This is a genomic window from Vibrio sp. 10N.261.52.C2 (assembly GCF_041471425.1).
Lineage (GTDB): Bacteria > Pseudomonadota > Gammaproteobacteria > Enterobacterales > Vibrionaceae > Vibrio > Vibrio crassostreae_C.
In genome coordinates, this window is the sequence record NZ_JBFROH010000022.1 from 1 (window position 1) to 26,086 (window position 26,086).

The 26,086-nt window shown below is 45.0% G+C and carries 9 protein-coding genes; 5 read left to right on the forward strand and 4 right to left on the reverse strand.

Going from position 1 to position 26,086, the window contains the following annotated elements; translation table 11 throughout:
* The first annotated feature begins 87 nt into the window (after positions 1-87).
* Together yqfB and AB4307_RS09230 are read left to right on the forward strand one after the other, a co-directional pair.
* Complete coding sequence (gene yqfB, locus AB4307_RS09225) at positions 88-405, forward strand: N(4)-acetylcytidine aminohydrolase (protein WP_102480633.1); 318 nt, start codon at positions 88-90, stop codon at positions 403-405.
* Positions 406-445: 40 nt separating this feature from the next.
* Positions 446-883: a hypothetical protein gene (locus AB4307_RS09230; RefSeq protein WP_048663542.1), complete on the forward strand. Its 438-nt coding sequence runs from the start codon at positions 446-448 to the stop codon at positions 881-883.
* 104 nt (positions 884-987) lie between these two features.
* Here AB4307_RS09230 and AB4307_RS09235 read toward each other — a convergent pair whose 3' ends face one another.
* The 4 genes from AB4307_RS09235 to AB4307_RS09250 all read right to left on the reverse strand — a co-directional run bounded on the left by AB4307_RS09235 (position 988) and on the right by AB4307_RS09250 (position 6,443).
* Positions 988-2,226 carry a leucine-rich repeat-containing protein kinase family protein gene (locus AB4307_RS09235; RefSeq protein ID WP_048669356.1) on the reverse strand — a complete coding sequence of 413 codons (1,239 nt, stop codon included), beginning with the start codon at positions 2,224-2,226 and terminating at the stop codon, positions 988-990.
* A 114-nt stretch (positions 2,227-2,340) separates the two neighbouring features.
* Positions 2,341-3,915: an ABC-F family ATP-binding cassette domain-containing protein gene (locus AB4307_RS09240; protein WP_372131683.1), complete on the reverse strand. Its 1,575-nt coding sequence runs from the start codon at positions 3,913-3,915 to the stop codon at positions 2,341-2,343.
* 516 nt (positions 3,916-4,431) lie between these two features.
* On the reverse strand, positions 4,432-5,010 hold the full coding sequence (locus AB4307_RS09245) for a TetR/AcrR family transcriptional regulator (RefSeq protein WP_017066051.1): 579 nt from the start codon (positions 5,008-5,010) through the stop codon (positions 4,432-4,434).
* Entirely contained in the window at positions 5,007-6,443 is a 1,437-nt protein-coding gene (locus AB4307_RS09250) for a coniferyl aldehyde dehydrogenase (RefSeq protein ID WP_017070227.1), read from the reverse strand. The genes AB4307_RS09245 and AB4307_RS09250 overlap by 4 nt, the downstream gene beginning before the upstream one ends.
* 561 nt (positions 6,444-7,004) lie before the next feature.
* On the opposite strand from AB4307_RS09250, the gene speA reads away from it, so the two are divergent.
* The 3 genes from speA to AB4307_RS09265 all read left to right on the forward strand — a co-directional run bounded on the left by speA (position 7,005) and on the right by AB4307_RS09265 (position 26,012).
* Positions 7,005-8,912: an arginine decarboxylase gene (gene speA, locus AB4307_RS09255; RefSeq protein WP_065585203.1), complete on the forward strand. Its 1,908-nt coding sequence runs from the start codon at positions 7,005-7,007 to the stop codon at positions 8,910-8,912.
* Entirely contained in the window at positions 8,912-9,838 is a 927-nt protein-coding gene (gene speB, locus AB4307_RS09260) for an agmatinase (protein WP_136973983.1), read from the forward strand. Before speA ends, speB begins: the two co-directional genes overlap by 1 nt.
* 661 nt (positions 9,839-10,499) lie before the next feature.
* On the forward strand, positions 10,500-26,012 hold the full coding sequence (locus AB4307_RS09265) for a retention module-containing protein (protein ID WP_372131685.1): 15,513 nt from the start codon (positions 10,500-10,502) through the stop codon (positions 26,010-26,012).
* The last annotated feature ends 74 nt before the right edge of the window (positions 26,013-26,086 follow it).

The window sequence follows — 26,086 nt, forward strand, 5'->3', positions numbered from 1 at the left end:
TTTACTTTAATTGGTATTATTCGCTTGAACAAGCATTCTGGTATATAAACATTTACCTAACCTTTAAATGTTAAGCGACCGAGATAAATGACCGCACCTACTACTATGACGTTCTTCGAACGTTTTGAAACCGATATCCTTTCAGGCAAAAAGACCATTACTATTCGCGATGAATCTGAGCGCGATTACCAGCCGGGCAGTGTTGTAGAAGTATCCACGCTAGAGCAGGGACGTGTATTCTGTAATCTTAAGATCATTAGCGTTGAACCAATCCTGTTTGATGACTTAGGTGAGTTCCATGCTCAGCAAGAGAACATGTCGCTGCAAGTTCTGAAAGATGTGATTCAAGACATCTACCCAGGTATTTCTCAGCTGTATGTTGTCTCTTATGAGTTGGTAGCTTAAGCCAGATTGGATTAGATTGACTAGCTAGGGATGGCGGTTTATGAGTAATAACCAGCAGACACTACTTCAGCTTTACTGTCGTGAACAGCAAGACCAAACGTTACTGTCTAAGAATGACCTTGATAGTGAACTGAGCGAGAGTGCCGATTATTTAAAGTGGTGCGAGAGCAAAAGAAACTTTGTTGAAGAAGATGTCTTAGGGCGTACTTGGGTAAAAAGTTGCCCAGCAGGGTATATTACTGAGGTTCACTTTCATTCGGATGGCAGTCTAACGGAATACCGCTTGTTTGATCGGTTTGAAACTCAAGGTCATTGGCTGTTGAAAAGCGGGTTGCTGCAAGTTGAAATCAGTAAAGGTGACAATCGTTACCAGTTTGATGCGGTTGCGTGTAAAGACTTGAATATCCACTCGGCGGTGGAATATAAAAACCAAGAGCTTCACTCCTACCTTAAGCTTGTTCAGGTGGAAGCTAGTTAACTCGGATTTGACTCATCAAGCTCCAAAAGCAAAAAAGCTAACGTCAAACGTTAGCTTTTTTCATTTCGATCGAACCTTGATTGGCTACTTAGGCTTGGCAGCCCTTATGCGTGATAGTTTTCAAGTTCCTTGTACAGTTCTGAATCTACGTCGTCAGTAGAGCAAACTGTCAATAGGTCTTCAATAAAACACTTGAGAGCGCGAGCTTCGATGCGTCGAATACCCTGTTGCTGCTCTTCAGTCAGGTAACCGTAGATAGTCGCCGCGCCAAAATCACCAAAGATCATTTGACCTTGTTCATTAACCAAGGTGTTGTGCGCATACAAGTCACCGTGGCAAACCTTGTTGTCATGCAGGTGATTAAATACATCAATCATTTGAGTAACGATGTTGTCGATTTGCGCGATTGGAAGTTCGAAACCTTCTGGGAAAGTATCACGCGTGCAAGTATCGAGTGTCGGTGGCAAGCCTAGGTTGTAATGGCAGCTTGGGATAAGCTCCATCACCAACGCAAGGTAATCTTGTTCGTCCACTTGCGCGATAGACTTCACTAAGTTGCTATGGTGACCAGCTTGAAGACACGCTTCTAGTTCATCATGTGGGTAACCGTCGCTTGTCACTTCGCCTTTGAATACTTTAACCGCCACTTCCTGAGGGAAATCAAAATCACTGTTTAACCAATTAGCATGAGATATCACGCCTGATGCACCTTGACCAAGCACTTGATTCAATGAGTAGCATTGCGAGCTTACTGCAGGCACGCTATCTAAGCTGCTCGGGTGTTTGCAAAATGGATTGCCCGCAAAGGCTAACCAAGCAAGTTTTGGTAGCTTAATAAGGAACTCAGGGAATTCAGTCAGTTGGTTTGCAGACAAGCGGACCAGTTCGAGGTTGGATAGGTCTTCCATACTCTCAGGTAAAGCGCGAAGCTGGTTGCCTGCGAGTGCTAGCTTTTGCAGTCTTGGTCTTTCACCCAGTGAGTTAGGCAGAACTTCGATGGCATTATCTGTCAGAATTAACCAGCGCAATTGAGCGGGTAGGGACTCTTCACTCACTGTTTTGATTTGGTTGGTCTTGAAACCGATCATTTCAAGCTTAGGAAGTGACCCAAGAACATCAGGAAGGTGCGTAAATAGGTTATTCGACGCAAAGATAATACGTAGATTAGTTAGCTGTGTTAACTCTTGTGGAAGCTCCGATAACTGATTCCCTGAAAGATCCAGAATCTCTAGCGAATCGGAGAGCTCTAAGATCTCTAATGGAAACTCGGTGAGACCTTCTGACAGTTTTAAGCGCTTAATACCTTTTAGTTGCCCTGATTTTAATTGTTCTAGAGTATGCAAACCTTAGCCTTATGAATAGATGTTCGAGGCGCGTAGTGTACTTGTCTCAAGTGAGAAAGGCGAGCACCGGAACGATGCTCGTTTAACTAAGCTTAGCGAATGAATTTACGAAGCTTAAAGTTGTATGTGATTTTGGCTTACGCCAACCTCCTCAACAAAATCGGTATCATGACTGACTAGGATGAACGCACCTTGATAGTCACGTAAAGCCGACGCCAATATTTGCTTTGAGTCGATGTCTAGGTGATTGTCTGGTTCATCGAGCAGCAGTAATGGCGAATCCTGTTTATGGCTGACGATCAACATCGCCAGTTTCATTTTCTCTCCACCACTGAGGTGATCGACTTTTCGATATACCGAGTCACGCCTGAATCCAATTCCCGCTAGCAGTGTTCGCGCGTCGCTCTCTGTTAATACAAAGCTATGCGTTATTAAACTATCGAACATCGTATCGTTGGTGTCTAACAGGCCAAAGTGTTGATCCAAATAGACGGTCGCCCCTAAGCGCTTAATCGAGCCTTTATAATTGGCGTGTTGACCGTGAATCGCTTTTAACAGTGTCGACTTTCCACACCCGTTAGCACCGGTTAGATAACACCGTTCCCCTTGTGATAAAGAGAAACTGATTGGCGCACCAGAGCCGTAAATAAGGCGGCAGTTTTCAACGGTTAACAAAGAGCTCTTTTTACTGTTATTACTCTGTTGTAGATACAAGGCCTGTGGTTTTAGTTGTTCCTTTTGTTCTTTAAGAGATTGAAGCTTATGTTGGTTTTGGTCCTTTAAGTTCTTTTGACTAGTGGCTGATGCTCCTTGCGTTCGTCCTGCTTTATCTTTCATCGCATCCAATAATATCTTGGGTTGGCTACCGGACTTTCTGAGTCGATTACCTTGAGACTCACGTTGCTGTGCTTTTTCCTTATTAGCTTGAGCTTGGCGCTCCAGTCGTTTCTTTTCGGATTGGTGATGTGCAATCTGTTTATCTAGTGCATCGGCCTGATTCGACATTTGTTTGAAGTAGTCATCGTAGTTTCCTTTATAGAAACGTAACCCCAAACTGTTGAGATGGTAGATACCTTCCATTTGTCTCAATAAGCTTCGATCATGGCTGACGACAAGTACCTTACCTTCAAACAACTGGCATTGTTCTAGTAGCCAATTGCGTCCGTCGTTATCCAAATGGTTCGAAGGCTCATCGAGGATCAGTATGTCGTTATTTGATACGAATAGCTGATGAAGCTGTAACAGGGCGAGTTGCCCACCACTCAAAGAGCAACAAAGTGTGTTCAAATCACGAGTGATCTTTAATGTACCTAGCAACTGCTGGGTACGCGCCTCCAAATCCCAATCATCGCCAACGATATTGAAGTGCTGCAGTTCACAGCTACCTTGTTCTATGGCGCTTAACGCTTCTAACTTTTCGGTGAGTCCTAAGAAGTCAGCGATGGTGATGTTGGTATCCAGTAGCGTTGATGGTAACTGAGAGTAAAAGCCGATTGAACCTTGGCGCGAAACACTGCCCGTTGTGGGCTGTTTTTGTCCAACGAGCAACGAAAGTAACAATGACTTTCCAGCCCCATTTCTTCCGACTAGGCCTGTGAGGCGAGTGCTCAAATTAAAGGTGATGTTTTTGAATAACCACTCACCAGTATCGAGTTGGAATGAGAGATTATTGGCTAATATAGTCGGCATAGAAATACCTCCCTTTACGTGTAAACGAGTAAAAGGGGTGAGGCGCTTTTCTGTGCAAGCTCCTGCTGGATGCTAACAACAGATCGCCAAAGGCGTTACTTAGATAGATTACCAATGAAAGAGAGAAAGCGGTATTGAGATGGTTCCTGTCTTTGAGGTACTGATCTTAAAGATGTTTGTTTGTCAAAAAACGGATCTTTAAGAGCTTGATTTGTCGCGAAAATAGATGATGAAGTAACGCCCACTAACCCCGAGTGTCCAAATGATTTTTATAAAAATAAATCGGATGTCAGGATGTTAGTACTTCATTATGGCGTTATTCTCTTTTGAAATGATGGTGGGATGGTACTGAAAGAAAGTACTCTGAGTCAATATGTTGAGGTGATTAAATTGTGTTCAAATAATTAAAGCGCCTTTGTGGCGCTTTAGTGATCATTATTGGAAATCAGTTGAGTCTAGAACTTATATCTTTGGGTTTAGAGCTTAGAGCTTAGAGCCTTGGGCTTAAAGCTAAAGCTACTTGGTTTGCCCACCAACGGCGCGCCAACACATATCAAAGCTATCGTTGATGTACTTCGATGTTTGCTCTGGTGGAGACTCGCTTTGTTCAATCAGCCAGTTTGCACAAATCAGAAAGTGGCTATGAATGAAGTGTCTAACAAGGTTAATGTCCAACACCATCAATTCACCATCTTGTTGCCCTTTCAAAATGATCTCGTCTAGCGATGCGAACATCTGTGAAACAATCACTTCTCGAGTTTGAGTCGTTGGGTCGAAATGAACATTGGTGAAGAACTTCATCGCAACCGGATTCTCTAATGCCCACTCAATTCCTGTGATCCACATGAACTTAAAGGTTTGGTAGCGATCTTCTACAGCCACATCAGTGTGCGGTTGAAGGGTCGAGAATAGCTCTAGCTTCAGCTCGCGAAACAGTTCATCAATCAATAGAGATTTATTCTCGAAGTGGTGGAACAACGTCGCTTTTGCCACGCCGGCTGTTTTCGCTATTTGTCCGGTAGATGTGCCCTCTAGCCCTTGTTGAGAGAAGAGCAGGAGTGCAGCATCTAGGATTTTTTGTCTTTTGGTGATCATCTATTGAGTACTTTGAACATCAGTTTCTTGATTGGGTTGTTGTAAGGAGGATGCATTAACTTGGTGAAGTTGATTTTTCCTCTACTTAGAACGGTTTTGGCATGGCTAAGGGTCTTGAAGCCCTCAATGCCGTGATAGTGTCCCATGCCTGAAGGGCCGATGCCACCGAATGGTGCGTCTTCTGCAGCCACATGCACCAAAGAATCATTAATACACACGCCGCCAGAGTGCGTGTCTGATAAAAGCTTGTCTTGGGTTTCTTTATTATGGCTCATTAGGTACAGAGCCAGTGGGCGTTCTCTCTCTGTGATGTAATTGATTGCTTCTTCGATGGAATCATAAGGCACGATAGGCAAAACAGGACCAAACAGCTCTTCTTGCATCGCGAGCATCTCATCGTTCACTTCGGTGAGAAGGTGCGGCGTCATTCTGTGGTTTACATCGTCTTGTGCTTGTTCGGTTACCGTGTGAATAACCGCGCCTTTGGCTTGTGCGTCTTCAATGACACCTTTCAAGCGATTGTATTGGCGCATGTTGATCACTGAGGTTAAGTCTTTGCTCTCAATACCGGCTTTATAAAGCTTCTTGAAATAACGCTTATAGGCTGTGATGAACTCGTCTGATTTTTCTCGCGGCAATAAGATGTAATCAGGCGCTACACATATCTGGCCAGCGTTTAGACTCTTGGCAAACAAGATACGTTCAACAGCGTCAGCTACATCAAAGTCAGGGGCAATGATGGTTGGAGATTTGCCGCCTAATTCCAAGGTAACTGGTGTTAAGTTGTTAGCCGCTGCTCTCATAACGTGTTTACCCACAGCGGTTGAGCCTGTGAAAAGGATATGGTCAAACGGCAGTTGGCTAAATTTAGCGGAAACGTCAGCTTCGCCTTCGATAATCGCAACCTGATCTTCACTAAAGCCTTCGGCCAACATCGCTTTTAAAACTCGGTTGGTCGCTGGAGTAAACTCCGACATCTTGAGCATCGCCGTGTTGCCCGCTGCTAACGCTGTGATCAGAGGGCCTAAAGAGAGCATGACTGGGAAGTTCCAAGGCACGATGATACCAACCACACCTACTGGCTGATAATGCACAGTAATCTTGGCTGGTGTTAGCATCAAGCCGGCTTTTCGACGTGAAGGCTTCAACCACTTCTTCAGGTTTTTATCACTGTAATTGATCTGGTGTAGGGAAGGGGTGATGTCAGCAATTAAGCTGTCGTGCTCTGCTCGATGGCCATAATCTTCTGATACCGCTTCAATTAACTGCTCTTGGTAGCGCATTAATAGTTTTTTCAAGACTGAGAGATCATTTCGTCTCTGATCAAGTGTTGGATTAACGTTGTTACGGTAGTGATCTTGTTGTCGGTTGAATATTTGATCCATGTCGTTGGTGCTCGACGTGTTTGGTTCAAGGTCTAGATTATGGCTCATAGTATCCCCTAAATTCGAAGGCTGACCGATTGGTTGGTCAGTTAAAATTACAAGAAGATTGAACCGAATACAAGATATGCGCGAGAAAAGTTCAAAAATTGAGCGGTTACAACATTGAAGTGAGCGAGTTCTAGTAGGAAGAATGAAGTGTTTATCGGCATCGAATCGCGGGACACAAGCTGTGTTGGTGATAGCGAGAGTTCAGATTGTGAAGTGCTTATATTTGTCACAACTCTGACTTAACCTCACTCAATTTACTAAAAATCTTTTGGTTTCTGCACATTTTTTCTCCCTAATTTAATGTGAGAAATTGCTTTATATTTAATGCGCTTCAGCCTGTTTTTTACCCTAAAACCTTGTAATTCCTTACCTGTCATTTTAAGTCGATCTGTCGATAAAAAAACGTAATCGTCACCACAAATATCAATGGTTGGACTCGCTCTTAATAATATCGGTTAATGCAGCCAACAAATCGTTTTTGAACGCTTTTTGTTGGGTTATACCTCGCTATTCCAAAGAGGTATCTTCTGTCGATGGCCCTATAGTGTGAGGTCTCTAGAATTGGAAAATTCGGTTAATTTGGAACGCATCCGTGCTGAGTATAATGTAAAGCACTGGAGCCAAGGTTTTTATGGAATTGATGATAACGGTGAGGTGTATGTTTCACCGAGCGAGACGGATCATCAAGTCCCACTAAGTAAGATCGTAAAACAGTTAGAGCAAAGAAATATTGGTTTACCTGCTCTTGTGCGTTTTCCTCAAATAGTGCATCAACGTGTGCACAATATCTGTAACGCATTTAACCAAGCGATCGACGAATATCAGTACGACAATCGTTACCTACTTGTTTATCCGATTAAAGTTAACCAACAAAAAGAAGTGGTTGATGAGATCTTAGCGAGCCAAGCTCAATTAGAGCAAAAGCAGCTAGGACTAGAGGCGGGCAGCAAACCTGAACTATTAGCGGTACTGGCGTTGGCTCAAAAAGCGAGCTCTGTGATCGTGTGTAACGGTTACAAAGACAGAGAATACATCCGCCTTGCACTGATTGGCGAAAAGCTAGGCCACAAAGTCTTTATCGTTCTAGAGAAGTTGTCTGAGCTTGATCTTGTTCTTTCTGAAGCGAAAGCACTTGGCGTAAAACCTCGTTTGGGTTTACGTATTCGTCTTGCTTCTCAAGGTGCAGGTAAATGGCAAGCAAGTGGTGGTGAGAAGTCGAAATTCGGTTTGTCTGCATCACAAGTGCTTACTGTTATCGAACGCTTGAAAGCCGAAGACCAGCTGGATGTACTTGAACTCGTGCACTTCCACCTAGGTTCACAAATGGCAAACATTCGTGACGTGCGAAATGGCGTGAGTGAAGCGGCTCGTTTCTACTGTGAACTGCGTGATATTGGCGCTCAACTGAAGTTCTTAGATGTTGGTGGTGGCTTGGCAGTCGATTACGACGGCACGCGTAGCCAATCTTCAAACTCAATGAATTACGGCTTGCTTGAGTACGCTCGTAACATCGTGATGACAGTAGGGGATATTTGTAAACTCTACAATCAGCCACAACCTGTGATTATTTCGGAGTCTGGTCGCTCACTGACTGCGCACCATGCTGTGTTGATCACCAACGTGATTGGTACTGAAAGCTACTCACCGGAAGATATGGCTGCGCCAGAAGCAGACGCACCACTGTTGCTAAACAACATGTGGAAGAACTTCTTAGAGTTAGATGCAGGTAATGATGACCGTGCGTTGATTGAGATCTATAACGACACTCAGAGCGATATTGCAGAAGCGCACAACCAATTTGCGACCGGTATGCTGAATCTTCAGCATCGTGCTTGGGCAGAGCAAATGTCTTTGCGTATTAACTACGAGCTTAGCACTCGCATGAGCACAAAGAACCGTTACCACCGTCCAATTTTGGATGAGTTGAGCGAGCGTTTAGCGGACAAGTTCTTCGTGAACTTTTCACTATTCCAGTCATTGCCAGATGCTTGGGGTATTGATCAGGTGTTCCCTGTATTGCCACTGAGCGGTTTAGATAATGCGGATGAGCGTCGTGCTGTGGTGTTGGACATCACTTGTGACTCTGACGGTACGATTGACCAGTATGTTGATGGTCAAGGCATTGAAACAACATTGCCAGTGCCAGCGTGGAACCCAGATGAACCATACCTAATGGGCTTCTTCCTAGTAGGCGCGTACCAAGAGATCTTGGGCGATATGCATAACCTATTTGGTGATACGCACAGTGTTGTGGTGAATGTTGATGAAAGCGGAGAAGCGAACATTGACTACATCAACGAAGGCGACACAGTAGAAGACATGATGCGTTACGTTCATATCGATATGGACCTAATTCGTCAGAAGTACAAAGAATTGGTCACCGCGAAAGTACCAGCGCAAGAGCAGCAAAGCGTACTTGAAGAGTTAGAGCAAGGCTTGATGGGTTACACCTATCTTGAGGATTTTTAATGAACGATCTATTTACGAAACCAGATTACTCGTTGTACTCCAATGCGATGACGTTTATGCGTCGTCCATTGGTGCAAAACCCAATCGACAACGATGCTGATGTGGTTGTGTTGGGCGCGCCGTTAGATATGGCGACGTCTGGTCGTCCGGGTGCTCGTATGGGACCTGATGCGATTCGTCGTGCGTCAGTAAACTTGGCGTGGGAAGGTAAAAAATTCCCTTGGGACTTCAATGTATTTGAACACACCTCGGTCATTGATGCTGGCGACCTTGTGTTTGATTGCGGTGATGCAGAAGACCTAACTCAACGTTTAGAAGCAGCGGCTGATGCGATTCTAAACAGTGGTAAAACTCTGTTAGGTTTAGGTGGCGATCACTTCATTACACTGCCTTTGTTAAGAGCATATGGCAAGAAGTACGGTGAGATGGCTCTGATTCACTTCGACGCGCACACTGACACTTACAGTCAGGGTAGTCGTTACGATCACGGTACTATGTTCTACCATGCGCCAAATGAAGGTTTAATTTCGCCTGAACATTCAGTGCAAATTGGTATTCGTACAGAGTACAAGCAGGAAGGGCACGGCTTTAACGTTATTAACGCGATGCAAGCGAACGACATGAGCGTGGACGATATCATTGCTCAAGTGAAAGGTATTGTTGGTAATAAGCCAGTGTACTTAACGTTTGATATCGATTGTCTGGATCCTGCTTTTGCTCCGGGTACCGGCACACCAGTATGTGGTGGTTTGAACTCAGATAAAGTGCTCAAAATCATCCGTGGCTTACAGGGTATCAACATGGTTGGTATGGACGTTGTAGAAGTGTCTCCTGCCTATGACCAAAGCGAAATTACGGCATTGGCTGGTGCGACGATTGCTCTCGAGCTGCTTTACGTCTGGACTGCAAATCGCCTTGCTAAATAGTTGTGTGTCATTGCTAACAGCATAACGCTATATACTGATTTTAAAGCCCACTAAGGTTCAACTTAGTGGGCTTTTTTTGGATACCTCGAAATATCCATTTGCAACTTCTACTCATTGTCCCTGCATACCCATTCAATACTCTAATTGTTGTATATGTAATTGACGCCATATACGGTGTTTGAACAGTTTCTCATCAGCTTTATGCTGCACCTTGTCTCAAATATGGGATTTAGTTCTTCTTTGGGGTTTAGGTATATATCGACCCTATCAATCGCCCATAAATCCTAATGATTTATCAACTTTATTACTGTATATATTTATAAAAATTTGAGGTGTAATTAAGATATGCTTTTTATTGCATATTAATCAACACCCTATAAACTTTTGCTTAGTCCATGAACAAACTAAAGTGAATGCCTAGATTTGTGAAAAGAAGTCACTTCGCACAGACATGACATTTCGGATAATGAAGACTAGGCTTAAGGTTAAGTAAACTATAAAAAAAACAGGCGAAACAGAACTGACTCATCACATACATCAGTCTATGTAATTGATTGTTAATGCAGAGAATAAGTTCTGAATATAATTTAAGCCTGAAACCGTTATTACTATCATTTTCACGATGTTGGGCAATACAGCATTTTGTGACCTCGGGGGATATATGAGTATTGAAGTTTCGCGCCAAGCTGCAGTTGTAGAGGTAGTGAGTGGAGAAGTCATTGCAGTTAAGTCTGACGGAAGCGCACGGAAAATTTCAGCTGGAGATATTATTCGTGAAAACGAGATTGTTATCACTGCCAACCAAGCAGAGCTTGTATTAGGTACCCCAAACGGTGTCACTGAGGTGGCAAGCAATTGCGTTGGCTGTGTTGATCAAGATTTAGCGTGGGCTGATGCTCCGATCGCTGGAGAAGTTAATTTTGATTTACAGCAAGCCGATGCGGGAGATTTTGATGATGAATTTGCTGCTATCCAAGAAGCCATTTTAGGTGGTGCCGATCCGACTCAAATCTTAGAGGCAACAGCGGCTGGTGGCGGACTAGGCTCTGCAAATGCCGGCTTTGTGACGATTGACTATAACTACACTGAAACTCATCCATCGACTTTCTTTGAGACCGCTGGTCTAGCAGAACAAACTGTTGATGAAGACAGAGAAGAATTCAGATCTATCACTCGTTCATCAGGTGGTCAATCAATCAGTGAAACACTGACTGAAGGCTCCATATCTGGCAATACTTATCCCCAATCTATAACAACCACAGAAACGATTATTGCTGGTAGTTTAGCTCTCGCTCCTGACTCTTTCGTACCAGAAACGCTATCCCTCGCTTCACTGCTTAGTGAATTAAACAGCGACATTACTTCAAGTGGCCAGCCCGTCACCTTCACGTATGACGCGGCGACTAATTCTATCATTGGTGTTCAAGGTACCGACGAAGTATTACGTATCGACATTGATGCCGTCAGTGTTGGCAATAACATTGAGCTTTCTCTAACCACAACGATTTCTCAACCGATTGATCATGTACCGTCTGTTGGCGGTGGTCAGGTTTCTTATACAGGCGATCAAATTAACATCACTTTTGATATTCAAGGTGAAGACTCCGCCGGAAACCCATTAGCAACACCAATCAATGCGCAAGTCGCCGTGGTTGATGGGATAGATCCGTCAGCTGAAAGTGTCAATATCACTAACGTTGAAACTAGCAGCGCGGCAATCGAAGGAACGTTCTCCAATATTGGTAGTGATAATCTTCAATCAGTCGTATTTGATGCAAGTGCACTCGACCAGTTTGATGGGTTGCTCAGTGACAATCAAAACACGCTTGCGAGACTGTCTGACGATGGAACAACGATTACTCTGTCCATCCAAGGTCGAGGTGAGGTTGTTCTCACTATCTCTCTAGATACCGATGGCACCTATAAATTCGAGCAGTCTAATCCGATAGAACAAGTGGGTACCGATTCACTGACGTTCGCTTTGCCAATCACGATTACCGATTTTGACCAAGATGTTGTAACCAATACGATCAACATTGCCATTACTGATGGCGATAGCCCTGTTATCACTAATGTTGACAGTATTGATGTTGATGAAGCGGGTATTGTTGGCGGCTCACAAGAGGGCACGGCGCCAGTGTCTGGCACTGGCAGTATCACCGCGGACATTTTTGAAAGTGACATCATTGACCATTATGAACTTGAACCTGCAGAATTTAATACTGGTGGCAGCTTGGTTTCAAATGGCGAGGCTGTGCTACTTGAGTTGATTGATGAAACCAACGGTGTAAGAACTTACGAAGGTTATGTTGAGGTCAATGGTTCGAGAATTACGGTCTTTGACGTTAAAATTGATAGCCCTTCATTGGGGAGCTACGAATTTAATCTGTATGAAGACCTTTCACATCAAGGCGCTGAAGATACGCTGCTAACTTTTGCATTGCCAATTTATGCTGTTGATGCCGATGGCGACCGTTCTGCACTGTCTGGAGGCTCTAGTACACCAGAAGCCGCTGAGATCCTCGTTAATGTTAAAGACGATGTACCAGTGATGACAGCACCTACAGGGGAAACAGTTGTCGATGAGGATGACCTCACTGGTATTGGTTCCGATCAATCTGAAGACACCATTATTAATGGATTATTCACGGTTGATGAAGGCGCCGATGGTGTTGCGAAGTATGAACTGGTTGATGAAGATTTGGTTCTGACTGGCTTAACCTCTGATGGAGAAAGTCTAGAGTGGCAAGCTGTTTCACAAAACGGCACAACATTTACTTATGTTGCTCAAACTGCAACGAGTAATGAAGCGGTGTTCGAGATTATTTTCGATACCTCAGATAACAGTTATCAATTCGAACTGTTTAAACCAATTAAGCACCCTGGTGGCGCGGCTGAAAACACCATTGACCTTAATTTCTCTGTTGTGGCTGAAGATTCCGACCAAGATAAATCGAATGCGGTCGATCTGCAGATCACGGTGACGGATGATGTGCCAACCATCACTGATACGACTGTTGCGAGTACGTTTGTCGTTGATGAAGATGATTTAGGCACTGTTGTCGCTCAGGCGACAGGCTCGTTTGTTACCACAGAAGGTGCTGACCAAGCTGAGGTTTACGAACTACGCAATATCTCAACGCTGGAAGCGACGCTATCGTCGGGCAATGAAGGTATTAAGATCACTGAGATCACAGGTGCCGCTAACACGACCACCTACCAAGGCGCAACTGACGCGAGCGGGACGCCAATCTTCACATTAGTACTGACTGATGATGGTGCTTACACGTTTACCTTGCTTGGTCCTCTCAATCACGCTACGACACCGAGCAACCTCGATACATTAACCATACCGTTTGATGTTGTTGTTGTTGATCGTGATGGGGATGATTCTAACCAATATGTATTGCCAATCGAGGTGCTTGATGGTGCGCCAGTAATGACGGCGCCGACTGGTGAAATGGTTGTCGATGAAGACGATCTTACTGGTATTGGTTCAGATCAATCTGAAGGTACCATTATTAATGGGTTATTCACGGTTGATGAAGGCGCCGATGGCGTCGTGAAGTATGAGTTGGTCGATGAAGATTTGGTTCTGACTGGCTTAACCTCTGATGGAGAAAGTTTAGAGTGGCAAGCTGTTTCACAAAGCGGCACAACATTTACTTACATTGCTCAAACAGCAACGAGTAATGAAGCGGTGTTCGAGATTATTTTCGATACCTCGGATAACAGCTATCAATTCGAACTGTTTAAACCAATTAAACACCCTGATGGCTCTGATGAAAACACGATTGACCTTAACTTCTCTGTTGTTGCAGAAGATTTCGACCAAGATAAATCGAATGCGATCGATCTGAAGATCACAGTGACGGATGATGTGCCAACCATCACTGATACGACGGTTGCGAGTACGTTTGTCGTTGATGAAGGCGATTTAGGCTCTGTTATCGCTCAGGCGGCAGGCTCGTTTGTTACCACGGAAGGTGCAGACCAAGTCGAGGTTTACGAACTACGCAATATCTCAACGCTGGAAGCGACGTTATCGTCGGGCAATGAAGGTATTAAGATCACTGAGATCACAGGTGCCGCTAACACGACCACCTACCAAGGGGCAACTGACCTAGGTGGAACGCCAATTTTTACACTAGTACTGACTGATGACGGTGCTTATACGTTTACCTTGCTTGGCCCTCTCAATCACGCTACGACACCAAATAACCTCGATACATTAACAATACCGTTTGATGTTGTTGCTGTTGATGGTGACGGCGATGATTCTAACCAATATGTATTGCCAATTGAGGTGCTCGATGATGCGCCAACTATCACTGATACGACTGTTGGGAGTACATTTGTCGTTGATGAAGATGATCTTGGGTCTGTTGTGTCTCAGGCGACAGGTGCATTTGTTACGACAGAAGGTGCTGACCTAGTAGAAGTTTACGAACTGCGTAATGTCTCAGCGCTTGAAGCGACATTAACCTCTGGAACTGAAGCTATTTCTATTACAGAAATCACAGGGGCGACTAACACAACGACCTATCAAGGTACGACGACAAGCGGGACTCCTGTCTTCACGCTCGCGCTAGCGAATGATGGCTCTTATACCTTTACGTTGTTAGGTCCTCTAAATCATCCTACAAGTCCGAATTCCAATACCTTAACGATTCCATTCGATGTCGTTGCGGTTGATGGCGATGGCGATGATTCTAACCAATATGTATTGCCAATCGAGGTGCTCGATGATACGCCAGTAATGACAGCGCCGACTGGTGACATGGTTGTCGATGAAGACGATCTTACTGGCATTGGTTCAGATCAATCTGAAGATACCATTATTAATGGGTTATTCACGGTTGATGAAGGTGCCGATGGTGTTGTGCAGTATGAACTGGTTGATGAAGATTTGGTTCTGACTGGCTTAACCTCTGATGGAGAAAGTTTAGAGTGGCAACCTGTTTCACAAAGCGGCACAACATTTACTTACGTTGCTCAAACAGCAGCGAGTAATGAAGCGGTGTTCGAAATTATTTTCGATACCTCAAACAACAGCTATCAGTTTGAACTGTTTAAACCTCTCAAGCACCCTGATGGTGCCGATGAAAACGTGATTAACCTTAATTTTTCTGTTGTTGCAGAAGATTTCGACCAAGATAAATCGAATGCGATCGATTTGAAGATCACGGTGACGGATGATGTGCCAACCATCACTGATACGACTATTGCTAGTACGTTTGTCGTTGATGAAGACGATTTAGGCTCTGTTGTCGCTCAGGCGACAGGATCGTTTGTTACCACGGAAGGTGCAGACCAAGTAGAGGCTTACGAACTACGTAATATCTCAACGCTAGAAGCGACGCTATCGTCGGGCAATGAAGGTATTAAGATCACTGAAATCACAGGTGCTGCTAACACGACCACCTACCAAGGTGCAACGGACTCAGGCGGAACGCCAATCTTCACATTAGTGCTGACTGATGACGGTGCTTATACGTTTACTTTACTTGGCCCTCTTAATCACGCTACGACACCAAATAACCTCGATACATTAACAATATCGTTTGATGTTGTAGCCGTTGATGGTGACGGCGATGATTCTAACCAATATGTATTGCCAATTGAGGTGCTCGATGATGCGCCAACTATCACTGATACGACTGTTGGGAGTACATTTGTCGTTGATGAAGATGATCTTGGGTCTGTGGTGTCTCAAGCAACAGGTGCATTTGTTACCACAGAAGGTGCTGACCTAGTAGAAGTTTACGAACTGCGTAATGTCTCAGCGCTTGAAGCGACATTAACCTCTGGAACTGAAGCGATTTCTATTACAGAAATCACCGGGGCGGCTAACACGACGACCTATCAAGGTACGACGACAAGCGGGACTCCTATCTTCACGCTCGCGCTAGCGAATGATGGCTCTTATACGTTTACGCTGTTAGGTCCTTTAAATCATCCAACAAGTCCGAATTCTAATACCTTAACGATTCCATTCGATGTCGTTGCGGTTGATGGCGATGGAGATGATTCTAATCAGTATGTATTGCCAATCGAGGTGCTCGATGATGTGCCTGTGATGACGGCGCCGACTGGTGACACCGTTGTCGATGAAGACGATCTTACTGGCATTGGTTCGGATCAATCTGAAGACACAATTATCAACGGGCTGTTCACGGTCGATGAAGGCGCCGATGGTGTTGTGAAGTATGAGTTGGTCGATGAAGATTTGGTTCTGACTGGCTTAACTTCTGATGGAGAAAGTTTAGAGTGGCAAGCTGTTTCACAAAGCGGCACAACATTTACTTACGTTGCTCAAACAGCAACGAGTAATGAAGCGGTGTTCGAAATTATTTTCGATACCTCAGATAACAGCTATCAATTCGAATTGTTTAAACCACTTAAGCACCTTGATGGCGCGGGTGAAAACGCGATTAACCTTAACTTCTCTGTTGTAGCTGAAGACTTCGACCAAGATAAATCGAATGCGATCGATTTGAAGATCACGGTGACGGATGATGTGCCAACCATCACTGATACGACTATTGCTAGTACGTTTGTCGTTGATGAAGACGATTTAGGCTCTGTTGTCGCTCAGGCGACAGGCTCGTTTGTTACCACGGAAGGTGCAGACCAAGTAGAGGTTTACGAACTGCGTAATATCTCAGCTCTTGAAGCGACATTGACCTCTGGAACTGAAGCGATTTCTATTACAGAAATCACAGGGGCGGCTAACACAACGACCTATCAAGGTACGACGACAAGTGGAACGCCAATCTTCACGTTGGGATTAGGTGATGATGGCTCTTATAGCTTTACGTTGTTAGGTCCTCTGAACCATCCAACAAGCCCGAACTCCAATACCTTAACGATTCCATTCGATGTCGTTGCCGTTGATGGTGATGGGGATGATTCTAACCAATATGTATTGCCAATCGAGGTGCTTGATGGTGCGCCAGTAATGACGGCGCCAACGGGTGAAGCGGTTGTCGATGAAGACGATCTTACTGGTATTGGTTCAGATCAATCTGAAGACACCATTATTAATGGACTATTCACGATTGATGAAGGTGCCGATGGCGTTGTGAAGTATGAGTTGGTTAATGAAAATTTAGTGATTGCGGGCTTAACCTCTGATGGAGAAAGCTTAGAGTGGCAAGCTGTGTCGCAAAGCGGCACAACATTTACTTACGTTGCTCAAACAGCAGCGAGTAATGAAGCGGTGTTCGAAATTATTTTCGATACCTCAGATAACAGCTATCAATTCGAATTGTTTAAACCACTTAAGCACCTTGATGGCGCGGGTGAAAACACGATTAACCTTAACTTCTCTGTTGTAGCTGAAGATTTCGACCAAGATAAATCGAATGCGATCGATCTGAAGATCACGGTGACGGATGATGTGCCAACCATCACTGATATTACTGTTGCGAGTACGTTTGTCGTTGATGAAGGCGATTTAGGCTCTATTGTCGCTCAGGCGGCAGGCTCGTTTGTTACCACGGAAGGTGCAGACCAAGTAGAGGTTTACGAACTACGCAATATCTCAACGCTGGAAGCGACGCTATCGTCGGGCAATGAAGGTATTAAGATCACTGAGATCACAGGTGCCGCTAACACGACTACCTACCAAGGGGCAACGGACCCAGGTGGAACGCCAATTTTTACACTAGTACTGACTGATGACGGTGCTTATACGTTTACCTTGCTTGGCCCTCTCAATCACGCTACGACACCAAATAACCTCGATACATTAACAATACCGTTTGATGTTGTTGCTGTTGATGGTGATGGCGATGATTCTAACCAATATGTATTGCCAATTGAGGTGCTCGATGATGCGCCAACGATCACTGATACGACGGTTGCGAGTACATTTGTCGTTGATGAAGACGATTTAGGTTCTGTTGTCGCTCAGGCGACAGGTGCATTTGTTACGACTGAAGGTGCAGACAAAGTTGAGGTTTACGAACTACGCAATATCTCAACTCTAGAAGCGACGCTATCGTCTGGCAATGAAGGTATTAAGATCACCGAGATCACAGGTGCTGCTAACACGACCACCTACCAAGGTGCAACTGACCCAGGCGGAACGCCAATTTTCACATTAGTGCTGACTGATGACGGTGCTTACACGTTTACCTTGCTTGGACCTCTCAATCACGCCACGACACCGAGCAACCTCGATACACTAACAATACCGTTTGATGTTGTTGCTGTTGATGGTGATGGTGATGATTCTAACCAATATGTATTGCCAATCGAGGTGCTAGACGATGCGCCAGTAATGAGTGCGCCAACCGGTGAAACGGTTGTCGATGAAGACGATCTTACTGGTATTGGTTCCGATCAATCTGAAGACACCATTATTAATGGACTGTTCTCGGTCGATGAAGGTGCCGATGGCGTTGTTAAGTATGAACTGGTTGATGAAGATTTGGTTCTGACTGGCTTAACCTCCGATGGAGAAAGCTTAGAATGGTTACCTGTTTCTGTATCTGGCAGTACGTTTACTTACGTTGCTCAGACAGGCACAGGTCAAGTGCCTGTTTTCGAGATTATTTTTGATACGTCAAACAACAGCTATCAGTTTGAACTGTTTAAACCTCTCAAGCACCCTGATGGTGCCGATGAAAACAACATCGAACTTGATTTTTCAATCATTGCTGAAGATTTTGACCAAGACCAATCAAACGCAATCGATCTGAAAATCACAGTAACCGATGATGTTCCGTTAGTGACAACTCAGTCTATCACTCGTATTGAAGGTCAGAATTACAATGGTTCTAAAGTCGATATGTTTGCCAATGCGACCGATGTGGGGGCTGATGGCGCGGTACTGAGTCGAATTGAAGGTATCTCAAGTAACGGGGCTGATATTGTTTTTCAACGAGGTAACAATACAGGCTTTAGCGATGGCTTGAATGTTCAAAGTGGACGTCGAACTATCCGTGTTTATGAGCAGACCGATGATGGCAATGGTGGTACTCAGGAAAGGCAGCTGGGTACTTTGCGTATCAACTCAAATGGCGAAATAGAATTTAGAGCTACCAATTATCTCGATCATGATGGTGACTCCATCGACTTCTCGATCAATGTGATTGCGACAGACAGTGATTTGGATACGTCATCTACGCCTTTGAACATCACGATTACGGATGAAGAGTCTTCAGCAATCTCGCTCAAGGTGACTACGTTTGAGGATGCGGGTAGAGACTCTACAATCCCTTACGCAACGGGCGATGCTCCAAACTTAGAGAATACCCAAGATAATCAAAGTGGGTTGCCTGATGCCCCTGCACAAGTTGCGTTACAGGTTAACCTGAAGGACCAAGATAACAACGAGTCCATCGGCCAACTGACGATCCAGAGTAGCAATCACAGAGGGACGTTCTATTACTTTGATGGCGTGGACTATCACAAACTAGTGGCAGAACCAAACGGTGATATCTTGTTTGGTCCTCCTGAAATGCAGCAGAGCTTTGCTCCAAGTACGAATCAACCATTAGACACCATCGCGACAATCGACAACTTGTTCTTTGTCCCAGACCAGAATTTTGGTTCTGGTGAAAATGGGGTTCGAATCAATTATGAGCTCGAAATTGATAATAATGGTTCACTAGACCATACCGTAAACTCAAACTTTAGAATTGAAATTGAAGCGGTTGCCGACATTGCGACTTGGGATGATGCGAATAGCACTTATCAATATCAAGTGAATGAAGATGAGGACAATGTGACGCTGCAGCTGAACGCAGAGTCTCAAGATAACAGCCGTACTGAAACCATTACTTATGAACTTGAGGCGATTCAGGGTGATGGGAAGTTTGAGCTGTTGGATCAAAATGGCAACCTGTTAACGCCCGTTAATGGTGTTTATGTCATCGCATCTGCAGATATCAATAGCACTGAAGTTAACCCAATCGACAACTTCTCTGGACAAATTGAGTTCAAAGCAACGGCAATTACGGAAGAAACACGCAACCCATATGATGATTCAGCCAACGGTGGGGTAGACAAAACGACCGCTCGCTCTGTAGAGCAAAACATCATTATCGATGTGACTGCTGACGCCGACCCTGGAAAACTCAGTGTGAGTCGCATTAGGATCAACGAAGACAACATTGATGATCCTGATTATCTAGGTCCTCTTGATAATAAGGACGCATTCACGTTAGACGAAGTTATCACCATGACGGGATCCGTTGATACTGATGGATCTGAAGAACTCTTCGTTCGTATTAACAATATTACTGAAGGCGCGGTGCTTAGTAGTACTGATAGCAATGTAACCATCAACACAGTGACTATCAATGGCATCGTTTACCAAGAGATTGCTTATGCTGACTTAGCGAAAATTGAAGTTACTCCGACTAAACACAGCAATGTTGATTTTACCTTTGACGTAACCGGTGTGGTTAAAGATACCGCGAACCTATCTACAGGGGCGCAAGTTGATGAAGAAATCCTAGGAACTAAAACGGTTAACGTTGAGGTTAAAGGTGTTGCAGATATTCCTTATGGCGGTACAAACGGTACGGCTTGGACAGCAATCACCGATGGCACAACATCTGGTGTTCAAACCACGATCCAAGAGAGCCAGAATGGAGACAACTATGCCGAGCTTGATTTCACGGTGTTGTCTGGTGAACGTAAACCTGATGATCTCGCGGATTCTCCTTTAACAGGAGATGGGTCTGAAGCAATCACTGTAATCCTTTCGGGTATCCCTGACGGGGTCATCCTCGAAGATGGCGATGGTACAGTGATTGACCTTAATTTTGTTGGTTATGAAACCGGTCCGGGTGGTAGCCCTGATCTGTCTAAACCTATCTACGAAGCTAACATCACTGACGCAGGTAAAACCTCAGGAATTCGCATCAGACCTGTCGATTCTTCAACTGAGAATATTCATATTCAGGGTAAAGTGATCGTGACTGAGAATGACGGTCATACGCTTACGTTTGACCAAGAAGTGCGCGTGCTTGTTATACCTAGAATCGACACATCAGCAACTTATGTCAATACGACTAACGGTGATGAAGATGCGGCTATCAACATTGATTGGCACCCCGAAGGTGCAGACTATATTGATTCTGATGAGCATTTCACTTCGATTACGATTTCCGGTATTCCATCGGGTGTCACACCTACCGTAAATGGTGATGTTACTGTTGTAAATGATGGTGCAGGTACGTTAACTATTACTCCTAAAGACGCTAGTCAAACACCGGAGCAATTTACTCAAATTGCATTAGCGAATAACTTCATTCAAATGACGCCCCCGGCTGATTCTAGTGCAGATTTTACGTTGACCACCGAACTTAAAATGGAAGAGCGAGATCATGAGTATACGCCTAGCGGCTTAGAGGATGAAGATGGTGGTTATGTCGAAGCCGATCCAGATATAACCGGAATCATTAACGTTCAAGTGCGACCTGTGGTTGAGCCTGAAGATGCGAGCAACAAGCTTATCGTCGATGATGTGCTGGGTACTGGAGCACTAGCAACCGTAGTTGCTGATGCAAACACTGGCGTGCTTAAGTTCACTACCAATAGCGATAATACATCGGTTACGGATGAGTTCGTCATTCGATATCAAGAAACAGATGCTTCGTCCGTTATCGAAGAAGTGGATCAGTTAGTTATTCAATTAACAAATGTGGACGACTCGGCTCTATCAGATGCTGTACTCAATCAACTGCTCGTTATTGGCGCTGCTTATGAAGGCAATGGGCGCTGGGTTGTAACGAATGAAGACATATTTAGCATAAGTGCACCGAACGGCCTTGTTCTTCCTTCAGGAAACAGCGGGGCTGGAGGGTTCAATGACATCAAGATGGACATCTTTAGTACGGTGATAGACCGAGGTGATGGTGCTGAGGTTGAGTCATCTACGGCCGCTCGTAGGGACGGAGAAGTCACTCTGTCATTCCCTCAAGTGGTGGCTGGGAGTACTAAGGTTGCAGCCGATATTGATATAACACCAGACAGTGTTGTTGATGCGATTGAGGACACCCAGTTAGATCTAGGTACGGCATTGAATGGTTTAATTACTTTCTCGGGCGAAGATGACTCAACTGATCAAGTGACCATCATTATTGATGACAGTGTGACCATTAATCCAGGAGCGGTGAACGAAGTCACCTTCCCAATTAGTTTATCGGGAAGCAGCGACCTAGACTTTGTTAATGGCAAATATGTATTCCAGACTACCGTCGATCAAGGGGTCTCGACCGACCTCTCTGGACTACTGCTTAACTTACCAGCCGACTACTCCGGCGACTTTAGGTTGCCGTTGACGATAGTAACTAAAGACGTATTGTCGGGGGATGAGAAAACTCTAGTGACAGAAGTAGTCATTAAAGTTGCTCCTGATGTTGAAGGTAACCCAGATATTGACGTTACTGTCGTTGGTTCGCTTGACGATTCGTTTAACCCTGTCGATACCGACGGTCAAGCAGGGCAAGATCCAGTCGGCTACGAAGATACCTATATCCAACTTGATTTCAGCTCGACCATTGATGACCAAGTAAGCGGAGTTGAAGGTGGTGACGAAAAATTCACCTCTATCACACTGACGTTAAATGACACGAGTGTTGGGGCTTTCTATACCAGCGCAGGGGTATCGCTTGGCACATCGGTGACCTTTAATGAAGCTGAGATTAATGCAGGCGCGTTGGATAATGTACTATTCCGACCGGCGTTAAATTACCCAACAGATAATGACGTAAATCAGGTGCAAGTGAATGTCAGCGGGACGATTACCGATACTGCTACATACAATGATGCAGCTTCGCCAACTGGCAGCGCGACTGATACCGATACTTTCTCTACCAATGTCAGTTTTGAAGTCGTTCCTGTGGTGGATGACGTGTCTGTCACTGGCCCGGGTAGCGATCCTGATGTTATCGAGATTACGGGTACTGAGGACCAGCTGATTTCTTTGTCGGGCACAGGGCCTGTATCGATTGCACTGACTGACCTTGATGGCTCAGAACAGTTTGTGTCGATTAAGTTTACAGATGTACCTGATGGCTTCCAGATGCGTGCAGATGCTGGTTCGGCATACACGGTGAAGAATAATGGTGGTGGTGAGTGGAGTGTTCAACTACCTCAAGCATCAGGGTTATCGTTCGACTTGAGTGAGATTTCGATTTTACCGCCTAAGGACTTCAGTGGTACGGCTGAATTTGGTGTTGCCGTATTTACTCAAGAATCTTTGTTGGGTGTGCCTACTGCAGCATCAAATCTGCCAAGCTTTAAGCTGCATGTGGTACCTGTGGGTGATGATGTTGATACTAATCCAACAGATTCTGTGACAGGTAACGAAGGTCAAAACATTGATATCGAAATCAATGCGACGATTTTGGATAAAGAGCTATCTGCAACGGGCAACGGCACTTATACCGAGAATGCACCAGAGACACTTCGAGTAGAAGTTGCGGGCGTTCCTCAAGATGCCTCTATCTATTATCCAGACGGCACAACCTTGGCTAGTTATGATCCAGTTACGCAGCTTTGGACACTTGATGTTCCTGCACAGTCGCTCGATAAGATCGTATTCAATTCAGGTGAACACAATAGCGATACGGGTAATGTATTAGGCATTAATGGCCCGCTGCAGATTACCGTTCGCTCTGTGGATACTGACGCTGATAACACCGAATATTTGGGGACGCCAACCAGCTTCGATGTTGATCTGGTGATTGATCCTATTAACGATCAACCGATCTTTGTGAACGTAACGAATATTGAAACATCGGAAGACATTAGTGTTGCTATCGACAACTTTAGTATCTACGACGTTGATGCTAACTTTGATAATCCAGACGCTCCGTATGTTCTTACGTTGCAAGTCGATCAAACACTTCCGGGAGCGCAAGGTGTGTTTGAGTTTACGAGCTCACCTGACGTGACGTTTGTATTGCAACCTGGTGGCTCATTGGTGATTACCGGTAAAGAAGCCGACATCAATACCGCATTGACTAATGGAGCCGTGACTTTCAAACCAGACCCAGACCAGAACTATCTCAACCAGAGTGGTTTAGTCACGATTAATGCAACACTCGATGACGGCGGTAATAATGGCTTGATTGATGCGGGTGATCCGAATACAGCACAGACCAACCAAACTACTTTCACCATTAAAGTAACGGAAGTGAATGACGCTCCTGTGGCAACTGATGTTGATTTAGGTTCGATTGCTGAAGATGGTCAAATAGTGATTGTGGAAGGAGACTTGATTTCAGTAAGTTCTGACATTGAAAACCATAACCTGACGGTTACGGGTGTAACCCTGACTCAAGGACAAGGCCAATTAACGCGCTTTGAAAACGCAGGTGGCGCCGATAACGCGGCGATTACCGGACCATTCTGGCTATTTGTAGCGGACAACGACTTTAACGGTGACGTTAAATTCAATTACTCAATTACTGATGACGGTACAACTAATGGCGCGGATGACTTCCTAACCGACAGTGCTGAAATTAGTCTTGAAGTAACGGAAGTGAATGACGCTCCTGTAGCAACGGACATCGACTTGGGCAACATCCTTGAAGAAGGTCAGTTGATCATCAAAGAGGGCGATTTAATTGCTGCGACGAGCGATCCGGAAAACGACACGATTACCGTGACTAATCTGGCGCTCGATGAAGGCCAAGGTCAACTACAACGCTTCGAGAACGTAGGTGGTGCTGATGATGCTACGATCACTGGCCCATACTGGGTATTTACGGCAGCTGATGAATACAACGGCAACGTTAAGTTTACCTATACCGTAGAGGATGATGGTACAACCAACGGCGCTAATGACTTCCTAACGGATACAGCGGAGATCACCGCGATTGTCGATGGAGTGAACGATACACCGGTCGTTAATGGTGACAGTGTCACTACGGTTATTGACGAGGATGCTGGTCAACTGTTGAGTGGTATCAATGTCAGTGACCCTGATTATGTAGATACATTTTCTGATGATCTGATGACCGTCACGCTGACGGTGGATTACGGTACATTGAATGTATCACTTCCAGCAGTGACGACGGTTGTTGTTAACGGCAACAACACGGGTTCAGTCATCTTAGTGGGGACATTGAGTGACCTGAATGCGTTGATTGATACGCCAACCAGTCCAAATGGTGTATTCCTTGATGCGAGCCTGTCTCCAACCAATAGCATTGGATTAGAAGTTGTTGCCAAAGACAGCGGCAACCCTTCAGGTATTGCGATAGAGACAGCACCTGTGGTTTACAACATCGCGGTGACGCCAGTGGCGAATGCACCAACCCTGTCTATCGATAGTGCGACTAACTACGTGAGAAACATTACTGCGAGTCAGTCTGTGAGTGCGAGTGGCATTCCTTTAGTTGGGATTATCGCAGCCTTAACGGACATTACAGAAGAGCTAACGCTGCATATCAGTGATGTACCTGCTGGCGCTCAAATCACCAGTGCTGCGGGTTCTGTGACGGATCTTGGCGGTGGTGTTTGGGTAGCAACGGCAGATGCAATTGAAAGCTTGCAAGCGGTTGGGCTTTCTCAAACTCCAGGTAACTACACACTGAAAGTCGAGGCGGTTTCTGAAGAGACTGACAACAACGATACAGCAACCTCTGCATCGATTGACCTTAACTTGAACATTGTGTCTAACGCAGTTGATATTAACTTGGCTTCGGAAACCGATGATGTTCAGTTACTGGCTGGTGCTAATGCGACTGACTTAACGGGTGGTTCAGGGAATGATCGACTTGAAGGTGGCGCAGGTGACGATACGCTTGTTGGCGGTGACGGTAACGACACCCTGATTGGCGGCGGAGGCTCAGACATTCTGACTGGTGGTGATGGTATGGACTCGTTCGTATGGCTTAACATCGAAGATGGTGTTGAAGATACGATTACCGACTTTGATTTGTCGGAAGGGGACAGCATTGACTTGAGAGAAGTGTTGCCGGAGCTTAAAAATACATCTCCAGACATGACCGCGTTGCTACAACAAATAGACGCGAAAGTGGACGGGGATGATATTGAGCTTACGATCAACCCGGATGGCTTAGGTACTACGGAACAGGTGATTGTGGTTGAAGACCTTGCGCCACAGCTAACCTTAAGTAGCACCATGCCTTCGGACATTCTGGATGCATTGGTACAGCAGAATGTGATAACTCACGGTTAAAGCGAACCATTGAACCATAACGAAAGAGGCCAGCATTGCTGGCCTCTTTTTTGTTACGGTATAAATTGAAAAGA